The organism is Stenotrophomonas sp. STM01, from assembly GCF_014852135.1.
In the GTDB taxonomy this organism is placed as follows: Bacteria; Pseudomonadota; Gammaproteobacteria; order Xanthomonadales; family Xanthomonadaceae; genus Stenotrophomonas; species Stenotrophomonas capsici.
In genome coordinates this window covers 570,061-591,920 of sequence record NZ_JACVBA010000002.1, presented here as the reverse complement: position 1 = coordinate 591,920, position 21,860 = coordinate 570,061, and the positions used below count along the sequence as shown (strand labels likewise).

Annotated in this window: 14 protein-coding genes; 6 read left to right on the top strand and 8 right to left on the bottom strand. The window is 67.5% G+C overall.

The window, feature by feature from the left end; translation table 11 throughout:
• Positions 1-80: 80 nt before the first annotated feature.
• From IB227_RS12575 to IB227_RS12555, 5 genes are all read right to left on the bottom strand, one after another.
• Positions 81-2,882, bottom strand: a complete 2,802-nt coding sequence (locus IB227_RS12575) for a TonB-dependent receptor (RefSeq protein ID WP_192287675.1) — start codon at positions 2,880-2,882, stop codon at positions 81-83.
• Positions 2,883-2,917: 35 nt separating this feature from the next.
• Positions 2,918-4,018, bottom strand: a complete 1,101-nt coding sequence (locus IB227_RS12570) for a glucokinase (RefSeq protein ID WP_192287674.1) — start codon at positions 4,016-4,018, stop codon at positions 2,918-2,920.
• 392 nt (positions 4,019-4,410) lie between these two features.
• Positions 4,411-6,714: a family 20 glycosylhydrolase gene (locus tag IB227_RS12565; RefSeq protein ID WP_192287673.1), complete on the bottom strand. Its 2,304-nt coding sequence runs from the start codon at positions 6,712-6,714 to the stop codon at positions 4,411-4,413.
• A gap of 291 nt (positions 6,715-7,005) precedes the next feature.
• On the bottom strand, positions 7,006-9,678 hold the full coding sequence (locus tag IB227_RS12560; RefSeq protein WP_192287672.1) for a TonB-dependent receptor: 2,673 nt from the start codon (positions 9,676-9,678) through the stop codon (positions 7,006-7,008).
• Positions 9,679-9,770: 92 nt separating this feature from the next.
• Positions 9,771-10,793, bottom strand: coding sequence for a glucokinase family protein (locus IB227_RS12555; RefSeq protein WP_192287671.1), 1,023 nt, complete (start codon positions 10,791-10,793; stop codon positions 9,771-9,773).
• Positions 10,794-11,162: 369 nt separating this feature from the next.
• On the opposite strand from IB227_RS12555, the gene IB227_RS12550 reads away from it, so the two are divergent.
• Genes IB227_RS12550 through IB227_RS12530 form a run of 5 tightly spaced genes read left to right on the top strand, consistent with a single transcriptional unit; the run spans position 11,163 to position 16,828 of the window.
• On the top strand, positions 11,163-12,452 hold the full coding sequence (locus IB227_RS12550; protein ID WP_132865648.1) for a sugar MFS transporter: 1,290 nt from the start codon (positions 11,163-11,165) through the stop codon (positions 12,450-12,452).
• Between the two features lie 43 nt (positions 12,453-12,495).
• Positions 12,496-13,572: a LacI family DNA-binding transcriptional regulator gene (locus IB227_RS12545; protein WP_132865647.1), complete on the top strand. Its 1,077-nt coding sequence runs from the start codon at positions 12,496-12,498 to the stop codon at positions 13,570-13,572.
• 6 nt (positions 13,573-13,578) lie between these two features.
• A complete protein-coding gene (locus IB227_RS12540) occupies positions 13,579-14,607 on the top strand; it encodes an SIS domain-containing protein (protein ID WP_192287670.1) in 1,029 nt (342 codons plus the stop codon).
• On the top strand, positions 14,607-15,755 hold the full coding sequence (nagA, locus tag IB227_RS12535; protein WP_192287669.1) for an N-acetylglucosamine-6-phosphate deacetylase: 1,149 nt from the start codon (positions 14,607-14,609) through the stop codon (positions 15,753-15,755). Before IB227_RS12540 ends, nagA begins: the two co-directional genes overlap by 1 nt.
• Before the next feature lie 5 nt (positions 15,756-15,760).
• Positions 15,761-16,828: a DUF5009 domain-containing protein gene (locus IB227_RS12530; RefSeq protein WP_192287668.1), complete on the top strand. Its 1,068-nt coding sequence runs from the start codon at positions 15,761-15,763 to the stop codon at positions 16,826-16,828.
• 245 nt (positions 16,829-17,073) lie between these two features.
• Here IB227_RS12530 and IB227_RS12525 read toward each other — a convergent pair whose 3' ends face one another.
• Together IB227_RS12525 and IB227_RS12520 are read right to left on the bottom strand one after the other, a co-directional pair.
• A complete protein-coding gene (locus tag IB227_RS12525; protein WP_192287667.1) occupies positions 17,074-18,303 on the bottom strand; it encodes a multifunctional CCA addition/repair protein in 1,230 nt (409 codons plus the stop codon).
• Positions 18,304-18,414: 111 nt separating this feature from the next.
• Entirely contained in the window at positions 18,415-20,358 is a 1,944-nt protein-coding gene (locus tag IB227_RS12520) for a transglycosylase SLT domain-containing protein (protein ID WP_192287666.1), read from the bottom strand.
• Between the two features lie 178 nt (positions 20,359-20,536).
• Here IB227_RS12520 and IB227_RS12515 point away from each other — a divergent pair, with 178 nt between their 5' ends.
• Positions 20,537-20,947, top strand: coding sequence for a biopolymer transporter ExbD (locus tag IB227_RS12515; RefSeq protein WP_192287665.1), 411 nt, complete (start codon positions 20,537-20,539; stop codon positions 20,945-20,947).
• 119 nt (positions 20,948-21,066) lie between these two features.
• Here IB227_RS12515 and IB227_RS12510 read toward each other — a convergent pair whose 3' ends face one another.
• Positions 21,067-21,804, bottom strand: a complete 738-nt coding sequence (locus IB227_RS12510) for an endonuclease/exonuclease/phosphatase family protein (RefSeq protein WP_132866222.1) — start codon at positions 21,802-21,804, stop codon at positions 21,067-21,069.
• Positions 21,805-21,860 lie beyond the last annotated feature (56 nt).

Sequence of the window (21,860 nt, the reverse complement as noted above, 5' to 3'; positions counted from 1 at the left end):
CAAAAAAAAGCGGGCCTGGAAAACCCAGGCCCGCTGGAGGAGAAAAACAGCGGAAAAACGATGTTGCCAGGGAGAAATGCTTAGAAGTTGAAACGCAGCGAGGCGTTGTAGCGACGGCCGCTCAGGTAGGCACCGCGGGTGAGCTGTTCCACGCCGGAGTAGGAGTGGTATTCCTCATCGAGCAGGTTCATCGCATCCAGGCCGACCGACAGGTTGTCGGTGATCTTGAAGGCCACCGAGGCATCCAGCGAGGCGTAGTCCATGGTCCACAGCTGGCGGCCGCCACTGACCTGGGTGAAGTACTTGTCACGCCAGCCGTAGGTGACGCGCGCGCTCCAGGTGTCGTTCTCGAAGAACGGGCTGATGTTGAACTGGTTCTTGGAGTTGAACGGCAGCGGGCGATCGCCGGTGGCTTCACCATCGGAGTAGGTGTAGTTGGCGATCACGCCGAAGCCGTAGCCGAAGTTCTGCTGCCATGCCAGCGAGTAGCCCTTGATCTTCGCATCGCCGGCATTGCGCGGACGGTCCACCATGTAGGTGTCGTCCTTGTTCTGGTTCTGGTTCCAGTGCACTTCCGGGGTCGACTCGGTGAGGATGTAGTCGGCCACGTCGCGGTAGAAGATCGAACCGGCCAGGATGGCGTTGTCGGAGAAGTACCACTCGGCCGAGAAGTCCAGGTTGGTGGACTGGTACGGCTTCAGGGCCGGGTTGCCGCCGCCGCCGGTCAGCGCGGTGTCGGACAGCCACAGGTACGAGGACACGTCGGTGTAGTTCGGACGGGCGATGGTCTTGGCGGCGGAGAAACGCAGCACCAGCTTGTCGGTGACCTCGTAGGCCAGGTTCAGGTTGGGCAGCACGTTGTTGTACTTGTTCTTCACCACGACCGGGCTGTACGAGGCGGCCAGCTTCTCGGCCGACCAGCCGGCCTGGGTGCAGCCGGCCAGGCCGGTGTTGCAGGCGAAGCTGCCCGACTCCAGGTCGGTACGCACGTAGCGCACGCCGATGTTGCCGCGCAGGCGGTCGAAGCTGAAGTCCGCCTGCAGGTAGGCGGCGCCGATGTCTTCGTTGATCGACCAGTTGTTGCGGGCGAACTCCTCGGCGCTGAACTGCGACATCACCGGCATCGTCTGCCAGGGCGCCAGCCAATCACCGCTGGTGATGTAGTCGGCCAGCTTCCAGCCATCGATGGTGAAGCGGTTGCCCAGGTCGCCGTAACCGCTGAAGCCCTTCAGGTAGTTGCCCGGCAGCTTGCGGGGGTCGAAGTCCGAAGCCTTGGCGTCGCCGTAGCCGGCCACCGAGGCCAGGCCGATGCCGCGCTGGATCTGGGTGGTTTCATGCTTGCGCTGCTTGTAGCCGAAGCGCAGCAGGTAGACCGGCGAATCGAGCTTGATGCCGAAATCGACCTGGCCGTAGGTTTCCTTGTCGGTGGTCGGCTTCTCCACCAGGTTGCCGCCCCAGCCGGTGTTCCAGCTCGGCTGGTTCGGGTCCGCGCCCCAACCGCCGTCCATCTGGAACTGGTCCGGGTTCTGGAACGGGTTGGCGCCGGTGAAATGCACGCTGCCCGGCTTGCCCGGTGCATCGGCGATGGACCAGGTGTAGTCGGTGCGGGCCAGGAATTCGCCGAACACCTGCTTCGGGCCACCCTCGGCCTTGGTGCGGCCGATGTGGGTGGAGGCGAACCAGCGTTCGTCGTTCCAGTCCAGCTTGATGTCGTAGGTTTCCGAATCGACCTGCGCGCGACGGTTCTGCATGTCGAACACGACCAGGCCGTTCTTGTGGCTGGCGCTGGTGATCAGGCCGTCCTTGACGGTGAGGCCGCTGAGGGTCTTCAGGCTGTTCCAGGTGTTGCCCTGGTGGGTGAACATCGACTGCGCCATGTGGTCGAAGTTGGCGTCGATCTTCAGTGCGTTGAACTCGATGTTCATCTGCTCGACCGGCTTGAACTGCAACGCCACCGAGTAGGTCTTGCGCTTGCGCTCCTGCTCGAAGAAGTGGGCGCTGGTGGAGTTCGGGCCGATCGCGTCGGGGTTGGCGTAGACGGTGTCGGCGCAGGCGCCGACGCAGGTGGCCGGCGAGGTCGGCTGCGAGCCGTCCGGGTTCGGCGCCACCGACCAGTCGGTGGGCAGGTTGGTGATCGAGCCGTTGGCACCCCCCACGCCGGCGATGTAATCCTTGGCCCGCACGGTGCCGTAGGACTCGATGCCGTCACGACGGATGCTCTCGTTCGAGGCCTGCGCCGACACGATGAAGCCGAAGTTCTCCGCGGCGTTCTTCCATGCGAAGGCGGCCGAGGCGCTCGGATCGGTCTTCTCGACGCGGTCGTTGCGGCCGTAGCTGACGCGGCCGGAGATGCTGACCTTTTCCGGCATGTCCAGCGGCTTGCGGGTGGAGACGATCACGGTGCCGCCGATCGAGCCTTCGTCGATGCGTGCTTCCGGCGACTTGAACACCTCCACCTTGCCGACCAGTTCCGGCGCCAGCAGCGAGTAGTTGAAGGTACGGGTCGGGAAGTCGGACATGTTCCAGTCGCCCGAGGCGATGGACTGGCCGTTGAGCAGGGTGCGGTTGAGCGCCGGGTCGGTGCCGAGGATGCTGACCTTCTCGCCCTGGCCGTAGGCGCGGTCGATGGTCACGCCGGGGATGATGGTCATCGCTTCGGCGACGTTGGTGGCCGGGAACTTGCCCACGTCCTCGGCGGTGATGACGTCGACGATGGCGTCGGCGTTGCGCTTGGTTTCCAGCGACTGCTGCAGGCTGGCGCGGATGCCGGTGACGACGACGCGGTCAAGGTCGGTGGCGCTCTTGTCCGCTTCCTGCGCGTGCGCGGAGAAGCTCAGACAGGTGACGATGGCGGCGGATAGTACGGACTTGCGGTACCTCATGATGTCTCTCCTCATCATTGATGGATTCCGGCGGCTCAGCCGGCAGTGGCTTGACGTGGACCGATGCAGGGGCGGGATGCGTTCGCGTGCACGGGGACTGCTGCGCTTGGTGGAGTGCAAGGCTCGAGTTCCCTGCGTTCCAGGTACCAACTGGCGGCGCCGATGACGCCCAGTTGCCCGTGCTCGACCAGCCGCACGGGAATGCGTTCCAGCGCCTTGCGCATCGGTCCCTTGTTGAGGAAGCGATCGGCGAAGGTGCTGTTGGCAAGGAAGTGGCCGATGCGCGGGGCGATGCCGCCGGCCAGGTAGATGCCACCGTGCGGGCCGTACACCAGCGCCATGTCGCCGATGGCCGAGCCGAGCAGGCCGCAGAACAGTTCCAGGGTCTGCACGGCCAGCGGATCGCTGCCTTCGCAGGCGGCGTGGCTGATCGCGTCCGGGGTGGCATGGCGGGGCGACTGGCCGCGCAAGGCGCACAGCGCGCCGTACAGGTTGAGCAGGCCGGGGCCGGACAGGGCCTGCTCGACGGAGACATGCGGACGGCTGCGCAACAGCTGCTGCAGCACCGCGATCTCCAGCTCGGTGGTGGCGGCGAAGGCGGCCTGGCCGGCCTCGGTGGCCAGCACCAGGGAGCGGCCGCCGAAGGGAACCCGCAGCGCCGCGCCCAGGCCGGTGCCGGCGCCGACCACCAGGACCGGGCCCTCGGCCGCCTGGGCCGGGCCGCAGAGCAGGGTGGACTGGTCGTGGTCGATGTGGGCGGTGGCATGGGCCACGGCCTCGAAGTCGTTGACCAGGTGCACGGCCGGCGTGCCGAGCGCGGTACGGATGGCGGTGGTGGACAGCGCCCACGGCAGGTTGGCCGAGATCACCGTGCCATCGGCCAGGGCATGGCCGGCACTGGCGATCACGCAGGCGGACAGCGAGGCAGGGTCGACCGGGAACTGGCGCAGGATCGCGGCCAGGTCATCGTGGTCGGCGCAACGGTACTGGCGATAGTCCTGCACCTGCAGGCGCTGGCCCCCGCTGGCTGGCCAGACCAGGCCCACGCGCACATGGGTGCCGCCGACGTCCGCGGCCAGCAAGGGCCGGGCCGTGGCGGTGGTGTGCTTGGACGCTGCTGGAAGACTGGCAACCACGAAGTTCCCCCGAAGTCCGTGCGGCCCCCTTTGGCGCTACGGCAGGTGGAGTTTCCGTGCTGTGTGACAACGATGTCAAGCTGTGTTGCAAAAAATTTTCATGTGCCGGGCATGACTTTGGTCATCCATAGGCTGATGATTTCAATGGAAATTTAGATTTCATTGCAATGGGTGTCGGCATCTTGCCGCCGGCGGGCGGGTTGAACGGGATGTCCGTGAAATTTTTTGGCAAGCCGTCCGGGGCCTGCAAAGCCACCCTCCGGCGGGGCATGCAGCCGCCTTGCCACAGGCAGGAAGCGGCGCGCGGGTTGGTGCGGGTGGCCCCTGCGAGGGCTGGAAACGCGGAAGGCCACCGCGAGCGGTGGCCTTCCAGGAGACGACGGCAGGGACGGTCAGCGGGCCGGTTCGAGCCGGATCCAGTCCAGCGTCCACATGTTCGGTCGCGTATCGCCGGTGAAGCGCACGCACAGGTCGCCGCGTGCGGCTGGCGCGGTGATCGGTGCCTCCAGTTCCAGGAAGCCGTCGGCACCCGGTTCGGCAGGCAGCGGCACCGAGGCCAGCGGCGTGCCTTCGCAGTTGGCCAGGATCTCCATCTCGCCGTACCTGCTGTGCGCCGGAGCGAACTTGCGTGCCGGTTCGTCGTGGGCCAGCTGGAAGTTGTACGGGATGCGGCCGGCACGCACCTTGATCCTGCTGATGCCGGCCAGGTTCACGTCTTCCCACAACCAGCACGGGTTGAAGATGTTGACGTTGAACACTTCGCGCTCGCCCTCGGCCGGACCGTCGTCTTCCAGGCGCAGCAGCAGCTTGCCGCCGTTCGGGCACAGGCCCAGCTGGGTGTCCTCGCGCACCCGCAGGGAGTCGGCGGTGAGCGCGAAGTTGCTGGCCGCGGCCAGTGGCAGGTCGTTGAAGAAGGCCGCCGCCTGCACCTGCACGGGAACCTTCAGCTGCAGCGGCTGGCTGTACAGCGGCGAGCGGCTGCTGACCGCGCTGCCATCGAGCGTGTAATGCACCGGGTAGCCCAGCGGATTGTCCAGGGTGACGGTGACGTTGCCGGTGGCAGCGTCCCCCTTGTCGCGCAGGTCCACCTGGAACGGTGTCTGCGCGTAGGCGATGTCCATCGCACGGTAGCGCTGCAGCTGGCGCGGCAGGCGCTGGGTGAAGCCACGGAAGTCGCGCTTGTCCTGCGGGCTCCAGCCGGTCTCGGCCACCGCCGCCACGCGCGGGAACAGGTTGTGTTCCAGGTGGCGGTTGTTGCGGGTGTGCTCGACGAACATGTTCGCCTGCAGGCCCAGGATGTGCGAACGCTTGTCGGCGGCCAGTTCGGCGGGCACCGGTTCGAATTCGTAGGCCTTCTGCAGGGGGATCGTGGTCGGGCGGCCCGGCGGCTCGTTCGGCGATTCGGTCTGCAGGTAGTCCATGTACATGTGGGTGACCGGCGACATGATCACGTCGTGGCCTTCGCTGGCTGCCTTCAGGCCGCCCTCGGTGCCACGCCAGGACATCACCGTGGCTTCCGGCGGCAGGCCGCCCTCGAGGATCTCGTCCCAGCCGATCAGGCGGCGGTCGTGCTGCTCCAGGAATTTCTCCAGGCGCTTGATCATGTGGCTCTGCATTTCCATCTCGTCCTTCAGGCCGAGCTGGCGCATGTGCGCCTGCACGCGCGGGGAAGCGATCCACTGGTCCTTGACCGCTTCGTCGCCGCCCACGTGCACGTACTTTGCCGGGAACATGTCGATCACTTCCAGCAGCACGTTCTCCAGGAACTGCATCGTGCTTTCTTCGGTGTTGAACAGGTTGGGGAACACGCCCCACTGGTTGTCGATGACCAGCTTATGGTCGGTCACGCCCAGCTCCGGGTAGGCGACGATGGCCGCGGTGGCGTGGCCGGGGACGTCGATCTCCGGGATCACCTGGATATGCCGCTGCGCGGCGTAGGCGACGATCTCGCGGATCTGCTCCTGCGTGTAGAAACCACAGTAGGTGCGGGGCTGGCCGGTGGCCTCGTTGTGGCCGGCATCACCGAGCGGCACGCGGCAGCTGCCGGTTTCGGTGAGCTTCGGGTAGCGCTTGATCTCCATGCGCCAGCCCTGGTCGTCGGTCAGGTGCCAGTGGAAGGTATTGAGCTTGTGCTGGGCCATCGCATCGAGCAGCTTCTTGATCTCCTCCATGCTCTGGAAATGGCGGGCCGAGTCGAGCATCAGCCCGCGCCAGACGAAGCGCGGCGCATCGGTGATGGTGGCCGCGGCGACCTCGCCGGGGGTCTGGTCGGTCAGCAGCTGGGCGGCGGTGACGGCGCCGTAGAACAGGCCGCGGTCATCGCTGGCACTGACGTCGATGCCGGTGTTGGAGACCTTGAGCGTGTAGGCCTCGGCCGGATGGGTGGCCGAAGGGTCCAGGCGGAAGCGGATCTGTGCCTTGTTGGCGTTCTCGGCCACGGCCAGCGTGGGCCCGCCGTTCTGCTTGAGCAGCTCTACGAACTGGGCGGCGACGCGGCGCGAGGCTTCGTCATTGCCGCCGACCCGGGCGGCATGCTTCAGCACGAAGTCCTTGCCGCCGTCGGCCTGGTAACTGGCGGGCAGGGGGATCAGCGACGGTGCGCCGGCGGCGGCGTGGGCCTGCACGGTGGTGAGGCCGAGCAGCATGCAACTGCCGAGCAGGGTTGCGCGACGGCGCGCACGGAGGGACTTCGTCATCGGGGCGGAGCTCCTGTTGTAAGGCGGTGGTGCCGGGCCGGGCCTGGCAGGTGGTGCGGGATTGCGGGCAGTGCAGTGCCGGGTCATGCGCGGCACGACGAAAGCAGGATTGTGCAACGGCAGCGCCGGACCCTGCGCGGAAGGTGCCCAAGGGGGCACGTTGCGTGACGCCCGCCATCGGCCGGCATGCCGGTGGAGGGGCGTGCCGCACTCCCAACGAAAAACGCCGGGCCCGGAGTGATCCAGGCCCGGCGCGTCACGCTGTCCGGCGATGTTGCGTGCCGGGATGGATCAGAACTTGATGCGGGCGTTCAAGTAGTACTGGCGACCGTTGTTGTAGAACGCAACCGGAATGGCCGAGCTCTGGTAGTACTTGTAGGTCGGGTCGTTGAGGTTCAGCGCATCCAGGCTGAAGCTCAGCCAGTCGGTGGCCTTGTAGTTCAACGAGACCGACACGGTGCCGAACGAATCCTGGTAGTACGGATTCACCGAGGACAGGCCGATCAGGAACGAGGAACGGTAGGTGTAGCCGACGCGCGCACCGAAGGTGTCGTTCTCGAAGTAGGCACCGACGTTGTAGGTGTCCTTCGAGTTGCCGAGCAGGTTGTTGCTGCCGTCGGCCCACGTGTGCGAGGTGCTGCCGTCGGAGTAAGTGTAGTTGGCATCGATGCCGAAATACTCGCCGATCGGCTGCTGGTAAGCCACTTCCAGGCCCTGCACCTGCGCGTTGGCGTTGGTCGGCAGCGAGATCTCGTACTGCTCAAGCTGGTTGGTCAGCTCGCTGAACAGCATCTGCTTCTCGGTGCCGTAGGCCACGTAGTCCTTCATGTTCATCGAGAACACGCCGAACGACAGCAGGCCGCGCGGCATGAAGTACCACTCCACGTTGGCGTCGAAGTTGGTGGAGACCACCGGCTTCAGGTTCGGGTTGCCGGCCGAACCGGTCTTGTCCAGGTCCGAACCGGAGGCCGAAGCGCCCAGTGCCGAGTAGTCCGGCAGGGTCTGGGTCTGCGAAGCGGCGACGCGGAACACCAGGTTCTCGGCCAGGTCGAACTTGAAGTTGGCGCTGGGCAGCAGGCGACGGTGGGTGTTGCTGTATGCCAGCGCCTCCCACATGCCGAACAGGCTGCTCACGTCAGCGTTGGCGGCATTGCTGACCGCACGGTAGGAGTCGATGTCCTGGTTCACGCTGACGTAGCGCAGGCCGATGTTGCCGGCCCAGTTGTCGCCGGTGAAGTTGGCCTGGACGTAGGCGGCCAGGTTCTTCTCCTCGACCTTCCATTCCGAGCCGTAGTTGTGGCGGCCGGTCGGGCCGTCGTTGTTGGACAGCCAGGTGGAGTTGTTGGTGATGGCTTCCTTCAGCGCGCCCGGGGTGAAGTACCACAGGTTGCGCGGGAAGTTGCCGCCGATGCCGCTGGCGAAACCGCTGGGGTAGTTGGCGGTGGCACCGTTCTGCAGGTCCGACCAGATGTCGCCCGGGCTGGCACCTTCCGGCGACATGGCTTCACGGCTGTGCTTGGCAAAGCGCAGGCCGAAGTCCAGCGAGCTCAGCACGCCGGTATCCATGTACTGGTTGAAGTCGAGCGTGGCCCACTTCTCCTTGTCCTCGGCCACGATCTGCTGGTTGCCCCAGGTGCCGAAGCTGGTCACGCCGGACGGGCTCAGGTCGCCGCCCAGGCTCCAGTCGGTCGGCGAGCTGTTGCCATGGGTGCTCCAGCTGGCGCCGCCGCCATTGGCCAGGGTGACCTCGGCGATGTACTGGCGGGCGGTCTTGCCTTCGCCCTTGGTACTGCCGGCCTGGAATCTGGAGGTCAGGCTGTCGTTGATCTGCCAGTCCGCGTCGAAGGTCAGGTAGTTGGTCTTGGCCGACGACTCGCGGTAGATCATGTCGTAGACACCGTAGTTGGTGCCTGCCACGCCTGCGTAGGTGGCGTTGGTGAGCACGCCGTCCTTGACCACGTAACCGGCCTGCGGGGCCTGCGAGTTGGCGAAGTTGCCGCCCCACAGCATGAAGTTGCGGTTGTAGTTGTTGGCGTCGAGCTTGGAGCTGAAGCCGCTCACGCCCAGGGTCAGGTCATCGTTGGGCTTGAACTGGATCTCGACCAGGCCGCCCTTGCGCTCGCGGGTCTGCTCGAACAGCGTGGAGCCGAGCAGGCTCGGGGCCCACACATCGAGCAGGTCCGGATTGCTCTGGCCCAGGGCGTTGACCGTACCATCGGCATTGCGGCCCATCTTGAACCAGCCACCCGGGAACTCCTGGGCTTCGCGGCGCAGCTCGCGCTTCTGGCTGAAGCCCTGCACCATCACGCCGAAGGTGCCGTCTTCGTTCTTGTAGTTGAACAGGGCCGACAGCTGCGGGTCGGTCGATTCGGCCTGGTCCGAGCGCACCGCGCCGATCGATGCTTCGGCGGTGAACTGCTTGGCGAACTGCAGCGGCTTGCGGGTGATGATGTTGACGGTGCCGGTGGTGCCACCGTCCATCAGCTTGGCCTGCGAGGACTTGTTCACTTCCACCGAGCTGACCAGCTCCGACGGCAGCAGCGAGTAGCTGACGCTGCGGCCGACGTTGCCGGCCTGGGACAGCACGAACCAGTCGGCCGAGCCGACGGTGTGGCCGTTGATCAGGGTCTGGGTCAGGCTCGGGCTGGTGCCGCGCAGGCTGACGCGGTCGGCTTCGTCGAAGCCGCCTTCGTCGGCGCTGGAGGAGCTGATGTTCACGCCCGGCAGGCGCTGCAGGGTGTCGGCGACGTTGTGCGCCGGCAGCTTGCCGACGTCTTCTGCGGTCACCACTTCAACGCGGGCATTGGCTTCGCGCTTGGTGTCCAGCGACTTTTCCATCGAGCCGCGGATGCCGGTGACGACCACGGTGTCCAGGTCGGTGGCGGTGGGGGCGGCTTCCTGCGCGTGGGCACTGAAAGCAAGGCAGCTGACGATCGCTGCCGAAAGCAGGGTCTTGCGATGCATGTTGTCTCTCCTCAACATCAGATTGGATGGCACCGGGGTGCCGCGTTACTGCTGGGTATTGCTGGTGGATCTGTTGCTTATGCTGCGAAGGCTCAGGTGGCCGACTTTTCCAGATACCAACTGGCCGCGCCGATCACGCCCAGTTGCCCGTGCTCTACCAGCTTCACGGGAATGCTTTGCAGCGCCTTGCCCATCGGCCCCTTGTTGAGGAAGCGTTCGACGAAGGTGCTGTTCAAGAGGAACTGACTGATCTTCGGCAGGATCCCGCCCGCCAGATAGATGCCGCCCTGCACGCCATAGAGCAGGGCCATGTCGCCGGTGGTGGAGCCGAGGATCCCGCAGAACAGTTCCAGGGTTTCCACCGCCAGCGGGTCACTGCCGTCGCAGGCCGCGGCGCTGACCGCGTCCGGCGTGGCATGCGTGGGGGCGACGCCGCGCACCGCGCACAGGGCGGTGTAGAGGTTGAGCAGGCCCGGGCCGGACAGCGCGCCGTGCTCGATGGAGACGTGGCTGCGGCCACGCAGCATCTGCTGCAGCACCGCCATCTCCAGCTCGGTGCTGGCGGCCAGCGAGGCCTGGCCGGCCTCGGTGGCCAACACCACCGAGCGGTTGCCGACCGGGATCCACACCGCCGCGCCCAGGCCGGTGCCGGGGCCGACCACCAGGGTCGGGCCGCGCGGGGCCTCGGCCGGGCCGGTCAGCTGCAGCACCTGGCTGCCGTTGATGTGCGCGGCGGCATGGGCGACGGCTTCGAAGTCGTTGACCAGATGGACGGCGTCGAAGCCGAGGTCCTCGCGGATGCGGTTGGACGACAGCGGCCAGGGCAGGTTGGCGGAGATCACGGTGCCATCGGGCAGCGCGTAGCCGGCGGTGGCGATGACGCACTCGGCGACCGGCGGCTGGCTGCTGGCGAAGTCGGCTAGGATCGCGCCCAGCCCGGGGTAATCGGCGTTGCGGTACTTGCGGTAGGACAGCACCTCCACGGCCGGGCCCAGCCCGCTGCCGGCCTGGATCAGGCCCACGCGGACGTGGGTGCCGCCGACGTCGGCCGCGAAGAAGGGCCGGGGCGCGAGCGCAGGGCGGGTGCTCTGTAGCGGGGGGGCGACTGCAGTCACTCGGTTTCCCTATGGCATGGGAGCGCCCGTCGGGGGCGCCGTTCGGGGGCCGAGTCTGTAATCGTTCTGACAACGATGTCAACGAATAATTAAAACTTTCGATGCTGCGCCGCAGCGCGATTGCGCAAACCTCGCGGGAAAGCGATTTCCCGCCGTCCCCGGCGATGGCATGCCGACGTATAGGGGTTTTGCGAGGGAAAGCCTGATCCCTCCGGCGTTCGCGCCGATTGCTCTCAAATGCAAGTATCGGTTGGGCGATCACGCGTTGTTGACAAATCCGTCAGCAGCAAACCATAAATGTGACAACGTTGTTCCCACGTCTTCCCGAGCGGCCCCGATCCGTATCCCGCATTCGCAGGAGCCTTGCCCATGTCTGCTGTTCCCGCCTATCCGCCGCGCACCAGTACGTTGTCGTCCATCGCCATCGTCGGCGTGCTGTTCTTCATCATCGGCTTCTGTACCTGGATCAACGGACCGCTGATCACCTTCGTGCGGCTGGCCTTCGACGTCAGCGAGGTCTCGGCCTTCCTCGTGCTGATGGTGTTCTACCTGTCCTACTTCTTCCTGGCCCTGCCGGCCTCGTTCATCCTCAACCGCACCGGCATGAAGAAGGGCCTGGCGCTGAGCCTGGCGGTGATGGCGGTCGGTGCGATGGCCTTCGGCGAGTTCGCCACCCGCCGCTGGTTCGGCGGCGCGCTGGGTGGGCTGTTCGTGATCGGTGGCGGCATGGCGCTGCTGCAGACCGCGGTCAACCCCTACATCAGCATCCTCGGCCCGATCGAGGGGGCGGCCCAGCGCATCGCGCTGATGGGCATCTGCAACAAGATCGCCGGCATCCTCGCGCCGGTGGTGATCGGCTCGCTGGTGCTGCACGGCATCGGTGACCTGGAAGCCCAGGTGCAGGCGGCCGACGCGGCCACCAAGACCGAGCTGCTGAATGCCTTCGCCGCCAAGATCCACACCCCGTACATGGCCATCGCCGGCGTGCTGCTGCTGGTCGCCGTGGGCGTGCTGTTCTCGCCGCTGCCGGAAGTGAAGCCGGACCAGGCCAATGCCGCCGCCAATGATGGCAAGGCCGCCCGGCGCAGCATCTTCCAGTTCCCGCACCTGTGGCTGGGCGTGCTGTGCCTGTTCGTGTACGTCGGCGTGGAAGTGATGGCCGGCGACGCGATCGGCACCTACGGCAATGCCTTCGGCCTGCCGCTGGACCAGACCAAGCTGTTCACGTCCTACACCCTGTTCGCGATGCTGGTCGGCTACGTGGCCGGGCTGGTGCTGATCCCGCGCTTCATCTCGCAGGAGAAGTACCTGGCGGTGTCGGCGGTGCTGGGCGTGGTGTTCACCCTGGGCGCCTACTTCACCCACGGCTATGTCTCGGTGGGGTTCGTCGCCGCGCTGGGTTTCGCCAACGCCATGATGTGGCCGGCGATCTTCCCGCTGGCCATCCGCGGCCTGGGCCGCTTCACCCAGACCGGCTCGGCCCTGCTGGTGATGGGCATCGCCGGCGGCGCGATCATCCCGCAGGCCTTCGCCCTGCTCAAGCATGCGTACCCGGAACACTTCCAGCTGGTGTTCGCCGCGCTGATGGTCCCGTGCTACCTGTACATCCTGTTCTTCGGCACCCTGGGCCACAACGCGGGCAGGGCGCGTGGCGCGTGAATCAAGCATCATGGCGACCATCGAGCCAACGCGGGAACCGGTAATGCGCAGACCCACCATCAAGGACGTCGCCGAGCGGGCAAAGGTCTCCCTGAAGACCGTGTCGCGGGTGATCAACAACGAACCCTCGGTGATGCAGGCCACCCGGGCACGGGTGCTGCGGGCCGTGGCCGAGCTGGACTACGAGCCGGACCCGTCCGCACGCAACCTGCGCAGCAACACCACCTTCGTGATCGGGCTGGTCTACGACAACCCGAACCCGTACCACATCATCGGCGTGCAGAACGGCGTGCTCTCGGCCTGCCGTGAAACCGGCTTCGGCCTGCAGATCCACCCCTGCGATTCCACCTCGCCGATGCTGGCCGAGGAGCTGGCCGACTGGGTGCAGCGCTCGCGCCTGGCCGGGCTGGTGCTGACCGCGCCGATGTCCGAGCGGCCGGAGCTGGTCGCCGCGTTGAACGCGCGCGGGATCAAGAACGTGCGCATCATCGCCGCCACCGAGGACCCGGGCGATGGCCCGTGCGTGTTCGTCGACGACCGCGACGCCGCCTACGAGATCACCGAGCACCTGATCCAGCTCGGCCACCAGCGCATCGGCTTCCTGTGGGGCGGTACCTCGCACCACTCCAGCGGTGAGCGCTACGCCGGCTACGAGGCCGCGTTGAAGGACTACGGCATCCCGCTGGACAAGCACCTGGTGATCCCGGGCGACTACACCTTCGACGATGGCTTCCGGGGGGCACGCCGCCTGCTGGCGCTGCGCGAGCCGCCCACCGCCATCTTCGGCTCCAACGACGAGATCGCCGCCGGCGTGCTGGCCGCGGCCAATTCAGCCGGGCTCAACGTGCCGTACGACCTGTCCATCGCCGGCTTCGAGGACAGCCCGTTCTCGCGCCAGTCGTGGCCGGCGCTGACCACCGCCAAGCAGGCCACCGGCGACATCGCCCGGCATGCCGCGCGGCTGCTGATCAGCCAGTTGCGCACCGATGCCTATGACGACGCCCCGGTGCAGCTGCACAACCAGGGCTTCGTGCCGCAGCTGGTGGTGCGCGGTTCCACCGCACCGTTGCGGCAGCAGCCGGCGCGGCCTCCCTCATCCCCCCCCGACCTTTCCGAGTAACGATCCATGGCACTGCCGAGTGAGACGCAAACCCTGATGTTCAACGAGGCCGCGCAAAGCGCCTCGGTCATCGCCGCCCAGTTCGCGCGCAACCGCGAGGTGGTCCAGGCACTGGCCAGCGACCTGCGGCAGAACCCGCCGCCGTTCGTGGTCACCTGCGCACGCGGCAGTTCCGATCACGCGGCAACCTATGGCAAGTACCTGTTCGAGACCCAGCTGGGCCTGGTGACCGCCTCGGCGTCGCCGTCGGTGGGCTCGGTCTACGAAGCGCCGCTGCAGGTGCGCAGCGCGCTGTACATCGTGATTTCGCAGTCGGGCAAGAGCCCGGACCTGCTGCGCAACGCCGAGGCCGCCAAGGCCGGCGGCGCGCGCGTGGTGGCGCTGGTCAACGTCGAGGATTCGCCGCTGGCGCAGCTGGCCGACACGGTGATCCCGCTGGGCGCCGGTGCCGAGCGCAGCGTCGCGGCGACCAAGAGCTACCTGGCCTCGCTGGCCGCGATCCTGCAGCTCGGTGCTTACTGGAAGAACGATCCGGCGCTGATCGCTTCGCTCGACGCCCTGCCGGCCGCCATGTCCCAGGCCTGGGAATGCGACTGGACCGCGCTGACCGATGGCCTGGTCGATGCCCACAACCTGTTCGTGCTGGGCCGCGGCCCGGGCCTGGCCGCCGCGCAGGAGGCCGCGCTCAAGTTCAAGGAAACCTGTGGCCTGCACGCCGAGGGCTACAGCTCGGCGGAAGTGAAGCACGGCCCGATGGCGCTGGTCGGCCGCGACTTCCCGGTGCTGGCCTTCGCCCAGCCGGATGAAACCGGCAGTGGCACCCGCGCCGTGGCCGAGGAGTTCGCCGCGCGTGGCGCGCAGGTGTGGCTGGCCGGCGAAGGCGGCAGCCTGCCGACCATCGTCGCGCCGCACCCGCTGTGCGCGCCGCTGCTTACCATCCAGAGCTTCTACCGGGCCATCAACGCGCTGGCCCTGCGCCGAGGCCACAATCCGGATTTGCCGCCGCACCTGAACAAGGTCACGGAAACGGTCTGATGAACACCGTACTGCGCAACGGCCGGATCCTTGCCGGCGAGGACTTCCGCGACGACGTCGCGGTGGTGGTGGAGGACGGCCGCATCGTCGCGGTGCTCGCCGATGACGACGCGTCGCTGCAGGCGGCCGATGTCCAGGTCGATCTGGGCGGTGGCTGGCTGATGCCGGGCTTCATCGACGTGCAGGTCAACGGCGGCGGTGGCGCGCTGTTCAACAACCAGACCGATGTCGATGCGCTGCGCACGATGATGGCCGGCCACCGCCGGTTCGGCACCACCGGCATGCTGCCGACGCTGATCAGCGACGACGCCGAGGTGATGGCGCGTGCGGTGCAGGCCACCCGCGATGCCATCGCCGCCAAGGTGCCCGGCGTGCTTGGCATCCACCTGGAAGGCCCGTACATCGCGCCGGCCCGCAAGGGCACGCACGATGCCGGCAAGTTCCGCGTGCCCGATGCCGATGAAGTACGCATGGCCACCGCGCTGGACAACGGCGTCACCCTGATCACGCTGGCACCCGAACGCGTGCCGGTGGAAACCATCGCGCAGATGGTGGCCAACGGCGCCATCGTCGCGGCCGGCCACACCGCGGCGACCTACGAGGAAATCCGCGCCGGGCTGGATGCCGGTGTCAGCGGCTTCACCCACCTGTACAACGCGATGTCACCGTTGCAGGGGCGTGACCCCGGCACCGTCGGTGCCGCGCTGGAGGACCCCCACAGCTGGTGTGGCGTGATCGTCGACGGCGTGCACGTGCACCCGGCCAGCCTGCGCGTGGCCTTGGCGGCCAAGCCGCGCGGCAAGGTGTTCCTGGTGACCGATGCGATGCCGATGGTCGGCTCGGACAGCCCGGCCTTCGAGCTGTACGGGGAGGTGATCACCGCCGTCGATGGCGTGGTGCGCAATGCCGCCGGCTCGCTGGCGGGCTCGGCTTTGGACATGGCCACGGCCGTGCGCAACACCGTGCAGTTGCTGGGCCTGCCGCTGGCAGAAGCCTCGCGCATGGCTTCGACCTACCCGGCCCGGTTCATTGGTCTGGGCGAGCGGTATGGGCATATCGCCGCCGGCTACGCGGCGGACTTCGTGTTGCTGGATGAGGCCCTGCAGGTGCGGGCCACCTGGATTGCCGGTCAACCAGAACAGGCCTGATCGCCATGAGCAAACCCCTGCGTTATGCCTCGGTTGATGCCCTGCGTGGCCTCACCGTGGCCGCGATGCTGCTGGTCAACAACCCCGGCAGCTGGGGGCATGTGTTCGCGCCGCTGCTGCATTCGGAGTGGGACGGCTGCACGCCGACCGACCTGGTGTTCCCGTTCTTCCTGGTGATCGTCGGCGTGTCGATCGCGCTGGGCGTGGTGCCACGGGTGGAGCAGGGCGCCGACCGCGCGGCGCTGAGCCGCACGGTGCTGGTGCGCGCACTGCGCATCCTTGGCCTGGGCCTGCTGCTGCACCTGCTGGCTTGGTGGTGGCTGGACCTGGCCCACTACCGGCCGTGGGGCGTGCTGCAGCGGATCGGCATCTGTTTCGCGGTGGCGGGCATGGTCGCGATCTGGCTGCGACCGCGCGCTCAGTGGCTGTGCCTGTTCGGCCTGCTGGCGGGCTACGCGCTGCTGCTGGCCGCGGGCGGTTCATTGGCGCCCTGGCTCAACCTGCCCAGTCGCGTGGACACCGCGCTGTTTGGTTCGCTGCTGTACCAATACGACCCGGTCACCGGCCACGGCCACGATCCGGAAGGCCTGCTGTCGACGCTGGGCGCGCTGGCATCGACGCTGATCGGCCTGCAGGCCGGTGCGTTGCTGCGTACACGCCCCGCGCGCCTGCTGCCGGGTGCGGGCGTGCTGTTGGCGCTGGGCGCGGTGTGGTCGATGTGGCTGTCGTTCAACAAGAACCTGTGGACACCCTCCTACGTGCTGTGGACCGCGGGCTGGGCGTTCGCGGCATTGTGGCTGGCGCACGTGCTGATCGATATCCGCCATTGGCCTGCGCTGGGCCGACGCTTCGGCGTCAACGCGATCACCGCCTACGCCGGCTCCTCGGCGATGGTGCTTGCGATGATGGCCACCGGTAGCTGGGGCTGGCTGTACACGCACGTATTCGAGCGCTGGATCACGCCGCTGGCCGGCGCGCAGGGCGCGTCGCTGGCGATGGCATTGGCGTTCGTCGCGTTGTGGTGGCTGCCGATGGCATGGATGGACCGGCGGAAGATCTATCTGAAGATCTGACGTCGCGCATCAGGGGCGCCCGGCATCGCGGTGCTGTCGGGATGACCTTTTCGCAGGCTTCATGCGAGTTCCACGTAGGAACGGCTTCAGCCGCGAAGCCGCTGATGCGACAACTCGCCAAAGATCATGCAATTGCATGCGGCAGCACTTGCCTCTTCATCCCGGGCTTCGCGGCTGAAGCCGCTCCTGCAGCGGCGCGGTGTTGACCGCGTGGCGGGCGCCACGAGCCGGGAGTTCATCCCCGGCTACGGTTGGCTCCGGGCATTGTGGATCGCGGCGACCCGCGCCTTGTTCAATGCTTCACCGATCGCCGGGCCGTGCAGGCCTGCGGTGGCGATGTCGCGGGCGTTGATCGCCAATGCGGCGGCGTGCAGGCGCTGCAGCGTCTGCCCCTGCGGATAGTCGCCGTCCTCGAAGCCGAGCCGGCCGCGTTTGTCGCATTCGCAGGCCAGCGCCATCTGCGCGATCCGCTCGGGGCGGCGGAAGCCGTCGCAGCGCTGGATCAGCTCGAGCACGGTGGCGTCGCGCAGTTCGTCGATGCGGTGCACGTTGAGGTGCTCGCGGCACACTGCTTCGGCGAGTTGGCGATGGTCGGTCGGGACCTTCAGGCGCTCGCACAGCGCCGCCAACGGCTTGAGCCCGCGCTGCTCGTGCATGATGTGGCGCGGCAGTTCGTCGCTGGGCGTCAGGGCCTTGCCCAGGTCATGGGTGAGCGCGGCGAAGCCGATCAGGTCGTCGCCCGGCGCCAGCCGCGCGGCCATGTCGCTGACCATTTCCTGGTGGATGCCGGTGTCCACCTCCGGGTGGAACTCGGCGCGCTGCGGCACGCCGTACAGCGCATCGAGTTCGGGCAGGATCGCCTTCAGTGCGCCGGTATCGTGCAGGCAGCGCAGGAACGCGGAGGGCCGTGGCAGGGCCAGGGTGCGGCGCAGCTCCTGCCAGATGCGCTCGGGCACCAGCGCGTCGAGTTCGCCGCTGGCGGCCATCTGCCGCATCAATTCGGCGGTTTCAGGGGCCAGGGTGAAACCCAGCGGGGCGAAGCGGGCCATGAAACGGGCCGCGCGCAGCACCCGCAGCGGATCTTCGATGAAGGCCGGGCCGACGTGGCGCAGCACGCGCCGCTCGATGTCGCGCATGCCACCCCAGGGGTCGACCAGCTCACCGGTGGTCTCGTCGCGGGCGATGGCGTTGATGGTGAAGTCGCGGCGTTGCAGGTCTTCTTCCAGCGTCACCGACGGGTCGGCGTCGACCACGAAACCACGGTAGCCGCGCCCGGATTTGCGTTCGGTACGTGCCAGCGCGTATTCCTCGCCGCTGTCCGGATGCAGGAACACCGGGAAATCCTTGCCCACGGCCTTGAAGCCGCGCGCTTCCATGTCCGATTGCGTGGCGCCGACCACCACCCAGTCACGGTCACCGGCCGGCTGGCCGAGCAGTGCGTCGCGGACCGCGCCGCCTACAAGATAGATCTTCATGCCGACATGATGCGGCGCAGGGCGCGTCAAGGGTAGTGCCGGGCCGTCCCCGGCAGGACTCCAGGGCAACGCTTCAGCACCGCATGGCTGCGCTTGGCCATGCGGCGTTGGTCAGGGCGTGGGGCAGGTGAATGCCTTGCGTGCCCCGTCGACCTTGCCGACCATGCGGTCGCTCAGGGTCAACGCGTTGCCGTTGAGGCGCCAGTCGTAGATGACGCTGAAGGCCAGTACGCGCGCCACGTACTCGCGGGTTTCCTTGTAGCTGATCGTCTCGATCCAGAAATCCGGGTCGTAGTTGGGGCGCTGGGTCTGCCAACGCGCGGTCGGGGTGGGGCCGGCGTTGTAGGCGGCGATGGTGACGTACGGCTGGCCGCCGTACTTGTCCATCAACTGGCGCAGATAGGCGGTGCCCAGGGTGATGTTGGTGTCCGAGTCGTACAGGCTGGCCGCACCGCCGTAGCCGCTCAGGCCGATGCTCCTGGCGACGCTGGCACCGGTGGCCGGCAGCACCTGCATCAGGCCCATGGCATTGGCCGGCGAGCGCGCCTTCGGGTTGAAGATGCTCTCGGCACGGATCTCGGCGGCCACCCAGGCCGGGTCCAGCGCATTGCGACTGGCTTCGCGGCGGATGGTGTCGTCGTGGTGCAGCGGGAAGCGCAGCGTGTACAGGCGCTGTTCCTGCGCGCCCTTGAGCGCGAACACGGCGCGGTCGAACCAGCCGTTGGTGCTGGCCACTTCCACGGCCAGGCGGCGCTGGGTGTCATCGAAGCGGGTCAGCGCGTCGGCCCACTCGCGCGCCGCCCAGGTTGGGCGTTCGATCCTGAACAGTTCGATCGCACGGACCAGTGCCGGGTCACGTGCCACCGTTGCCTTGGCCTGTGCGCTGTCGCCGGGGTTCCACGGGCACAGCGCGTAGGGTTGCTTGAGCTTGTCGGCGGCCAGGAAGCCGTGGAACGTCGGTTCGGTGGCGGCGGCACGGTACAGCGCGGTGGCTTCGCCGGGACGGCCGGTCTTCTCCAGCAGCCGGCCCTCGAACCAGCGCCAGCGCGAATCATTGCGCTGCGTCGCCGGCATCCTGCGGATGGCTGCCAATGCCGCCGGCCAGTCGCCGCGGGCCATGGCTTCGCGGGTGCGCCATTCGTGCAGGCGTTCGTCGTAGGCCGATTCGGGCACCGCAGCCAGCCGGCGTGCCGAATCCGGCAGGTAGGAGGCCACCGTCCACAGTGCGATCTCATACAGCACCTGGCCCTGCTGTTCGGCGCTCAATCCCAGCGCCTGCGCGTACTGTGGCAACTGCTGCTCGGCGGCGCCGGGGTCGGCCTTGGCCAGCCGCTGCAGGCCGTCGGTGGCGATGCGGCGGCTGCGCTCGTTCTTCGGCCAGTTCAGTGCGCGGGCGTCGGGCTTGTCGACGAAGGCGGCGTAGTCATTGGCCTGGGCCAACTCGGCGGCCGGCAGACCACGTGCGGCGGCGCGCATCACCGCCGGTTGCTGGGCATCGGCGGCCGCATCGATGCGTTCCCAACGCAGCGCCGGTGACAGGCCGCCGCGGCTGGCGAGCACCGCGAACACCGGGTCGCAGGCATCGGGCAGCGACTTGCCGCTGCTGCGCCACAACGCCTGCGCATCGCTGGTCCACTGTGCGTCGGCCTTGCCGGTGGCCTGGCGGGCGTTGAGTTCGGCGCAACGCAGGCCGGCATCGTTGCCGGGTTTCCAGTTGGCCAGCAGGGTCGGCCAATCCTGGCGGCGGGCCAGCGCCGGCAGCCAGGCGGCACGGAAGGTCTCGGCCACCGCCTGGCCCTGGTAGCGCTTGAGGAAGTCCTGCGCCTGCGGCGTGCCCAAGGTGTCGATGTTGCGACGCAGGGCGCTGTACTCCAGCCAGCCGTACAGCGGGTGATTGCGCAGGCTGGCGGCGGCATTGGCATCGAACTGGCCGCGTTCGGCGTTGTCGATGGCGCTGCGCATCGTCGCGCGCTGGGCATCAAGGTTCTGTGCGCAGGCGGCAAAGCCGGTCAGCAGGGAAAGGGCGGCCAGTGGCGTCAGGAAAAAATGCTTCATGGCCGAAGGATACCGACCGCGGCGTCAACGACCGAGCGACATTCCAACTGGTGGATGAATGGAACGGGCCTCCTCACGCCAACGCGGGCTGAACGGGCATGCCAACCGCGATGGCATTGCTCCGGCAGCGGCGTAGCGTTGGATCCGAGGCAACCGGCCTCGCCCCGGGGAACTGGACATGGCATTCAGTGCGGCAGGCAATTCCGGACGTCCGTTGGCCGACATCAACGTCACCCCGCTGGTGGACGTGATGCTGGTGTTGTTGATCATCTTCATCGTCACCGCGCCGATGGTGGCCGTTCCCATCCCGGTCGACCTGCCGCAGCGCAGCGAGCGGTGGGTCCCGCGCCCGGATCCACCGCCGCCGATCGAGCTGCGCGTGGATGCCGGCAACCAGTTGTTCTGGAATGGGCAGCCGATCGGCCGCGCCACGCTGCAGGCGCAACTGCAGGAACAGGCGCAGGCGCATGCCGGCAACCTGCCGGAGCTGCGGATCGACGCTTCGCCCGACGCGCAGTACGAGGTGATGGCGCAGGTGCTGGCCGATGCCAGCAACGCGCACATGCAGCGGATCAGCTTCGTGCGCTGAGCAGGCGGGGGTGGCGCACGCGGGCAGGCCCGCCGATGCCGGCGGGAACCGCCATGAAATGACGAAGGCCGGCAATGCCGGCCTTCGTTTCGTTCGTTTCGTTGCCGCGTTGCCTGGCCTCAGCGCAGGCTCTCGCCCGGGACCTGGACTTCCATTTCCACCGCCAGGTGGTCCGAGTGCGCCGCAGCGACCGCGCGGGTGTCGACCATCTTCAGGTTGTCGGTGAGCAGGATGTGGTCGATGGCGCGGTCCGGGCCCCAGCTCGGGAAGGTCAGCACGTTGCAGCTGGGCGGCTGCAAGCGGGTCTTGTGGTACAGCACGCGCATCTCGGGCCGGTCGGCCATGCAGTTGAAATCGCCCATCAGCACGGCATTGGGCAGGTCGGACAGCAGGTCGGAGATGAAGTCCAGCTGCGACAGGCGCGAAGCCATGCCCAGCGACAGGTGCGCCACCGCCACGGTCAGGCCCTGGTCGCCATCGCCGAAGCGGGCGACCAGCACGCCGCGCCCGCCGAGGCGGCCGGGCAGGGCATGGTCCTGCACTTCGACCGGCTCCAGCCGGCTGAGCAGTCCATTGGCGCTGGAAGCGACGCCGCCCATGCGCCGGTTCGGCTGGTGGCTCCAGTAATTGAAGCCGGCCCGCTCGGCCAGGTAATGGGTCTGGTTGGTGAAGCCCGAGCGCAGGCTGCCGGGGTCGGCTTCCTGCAGGCCCACGATGTCGCGGCCACTGGCCAGCTTGGCGATGGCGTCCAGGCTGGAGCGCTTCTGTCCGGCGGGCAGGGCGTGGGACCAACTGCGGGTGACGTAGTCGCTGTAGCGGCGGGTACTGGAGCCGGCCTGGATGTTGGCCGTCAGCAACCGCAATGTCTGGGTCTGGGATTTCACGACGTGCAAAACCAAGGGCCCCGTTTCCG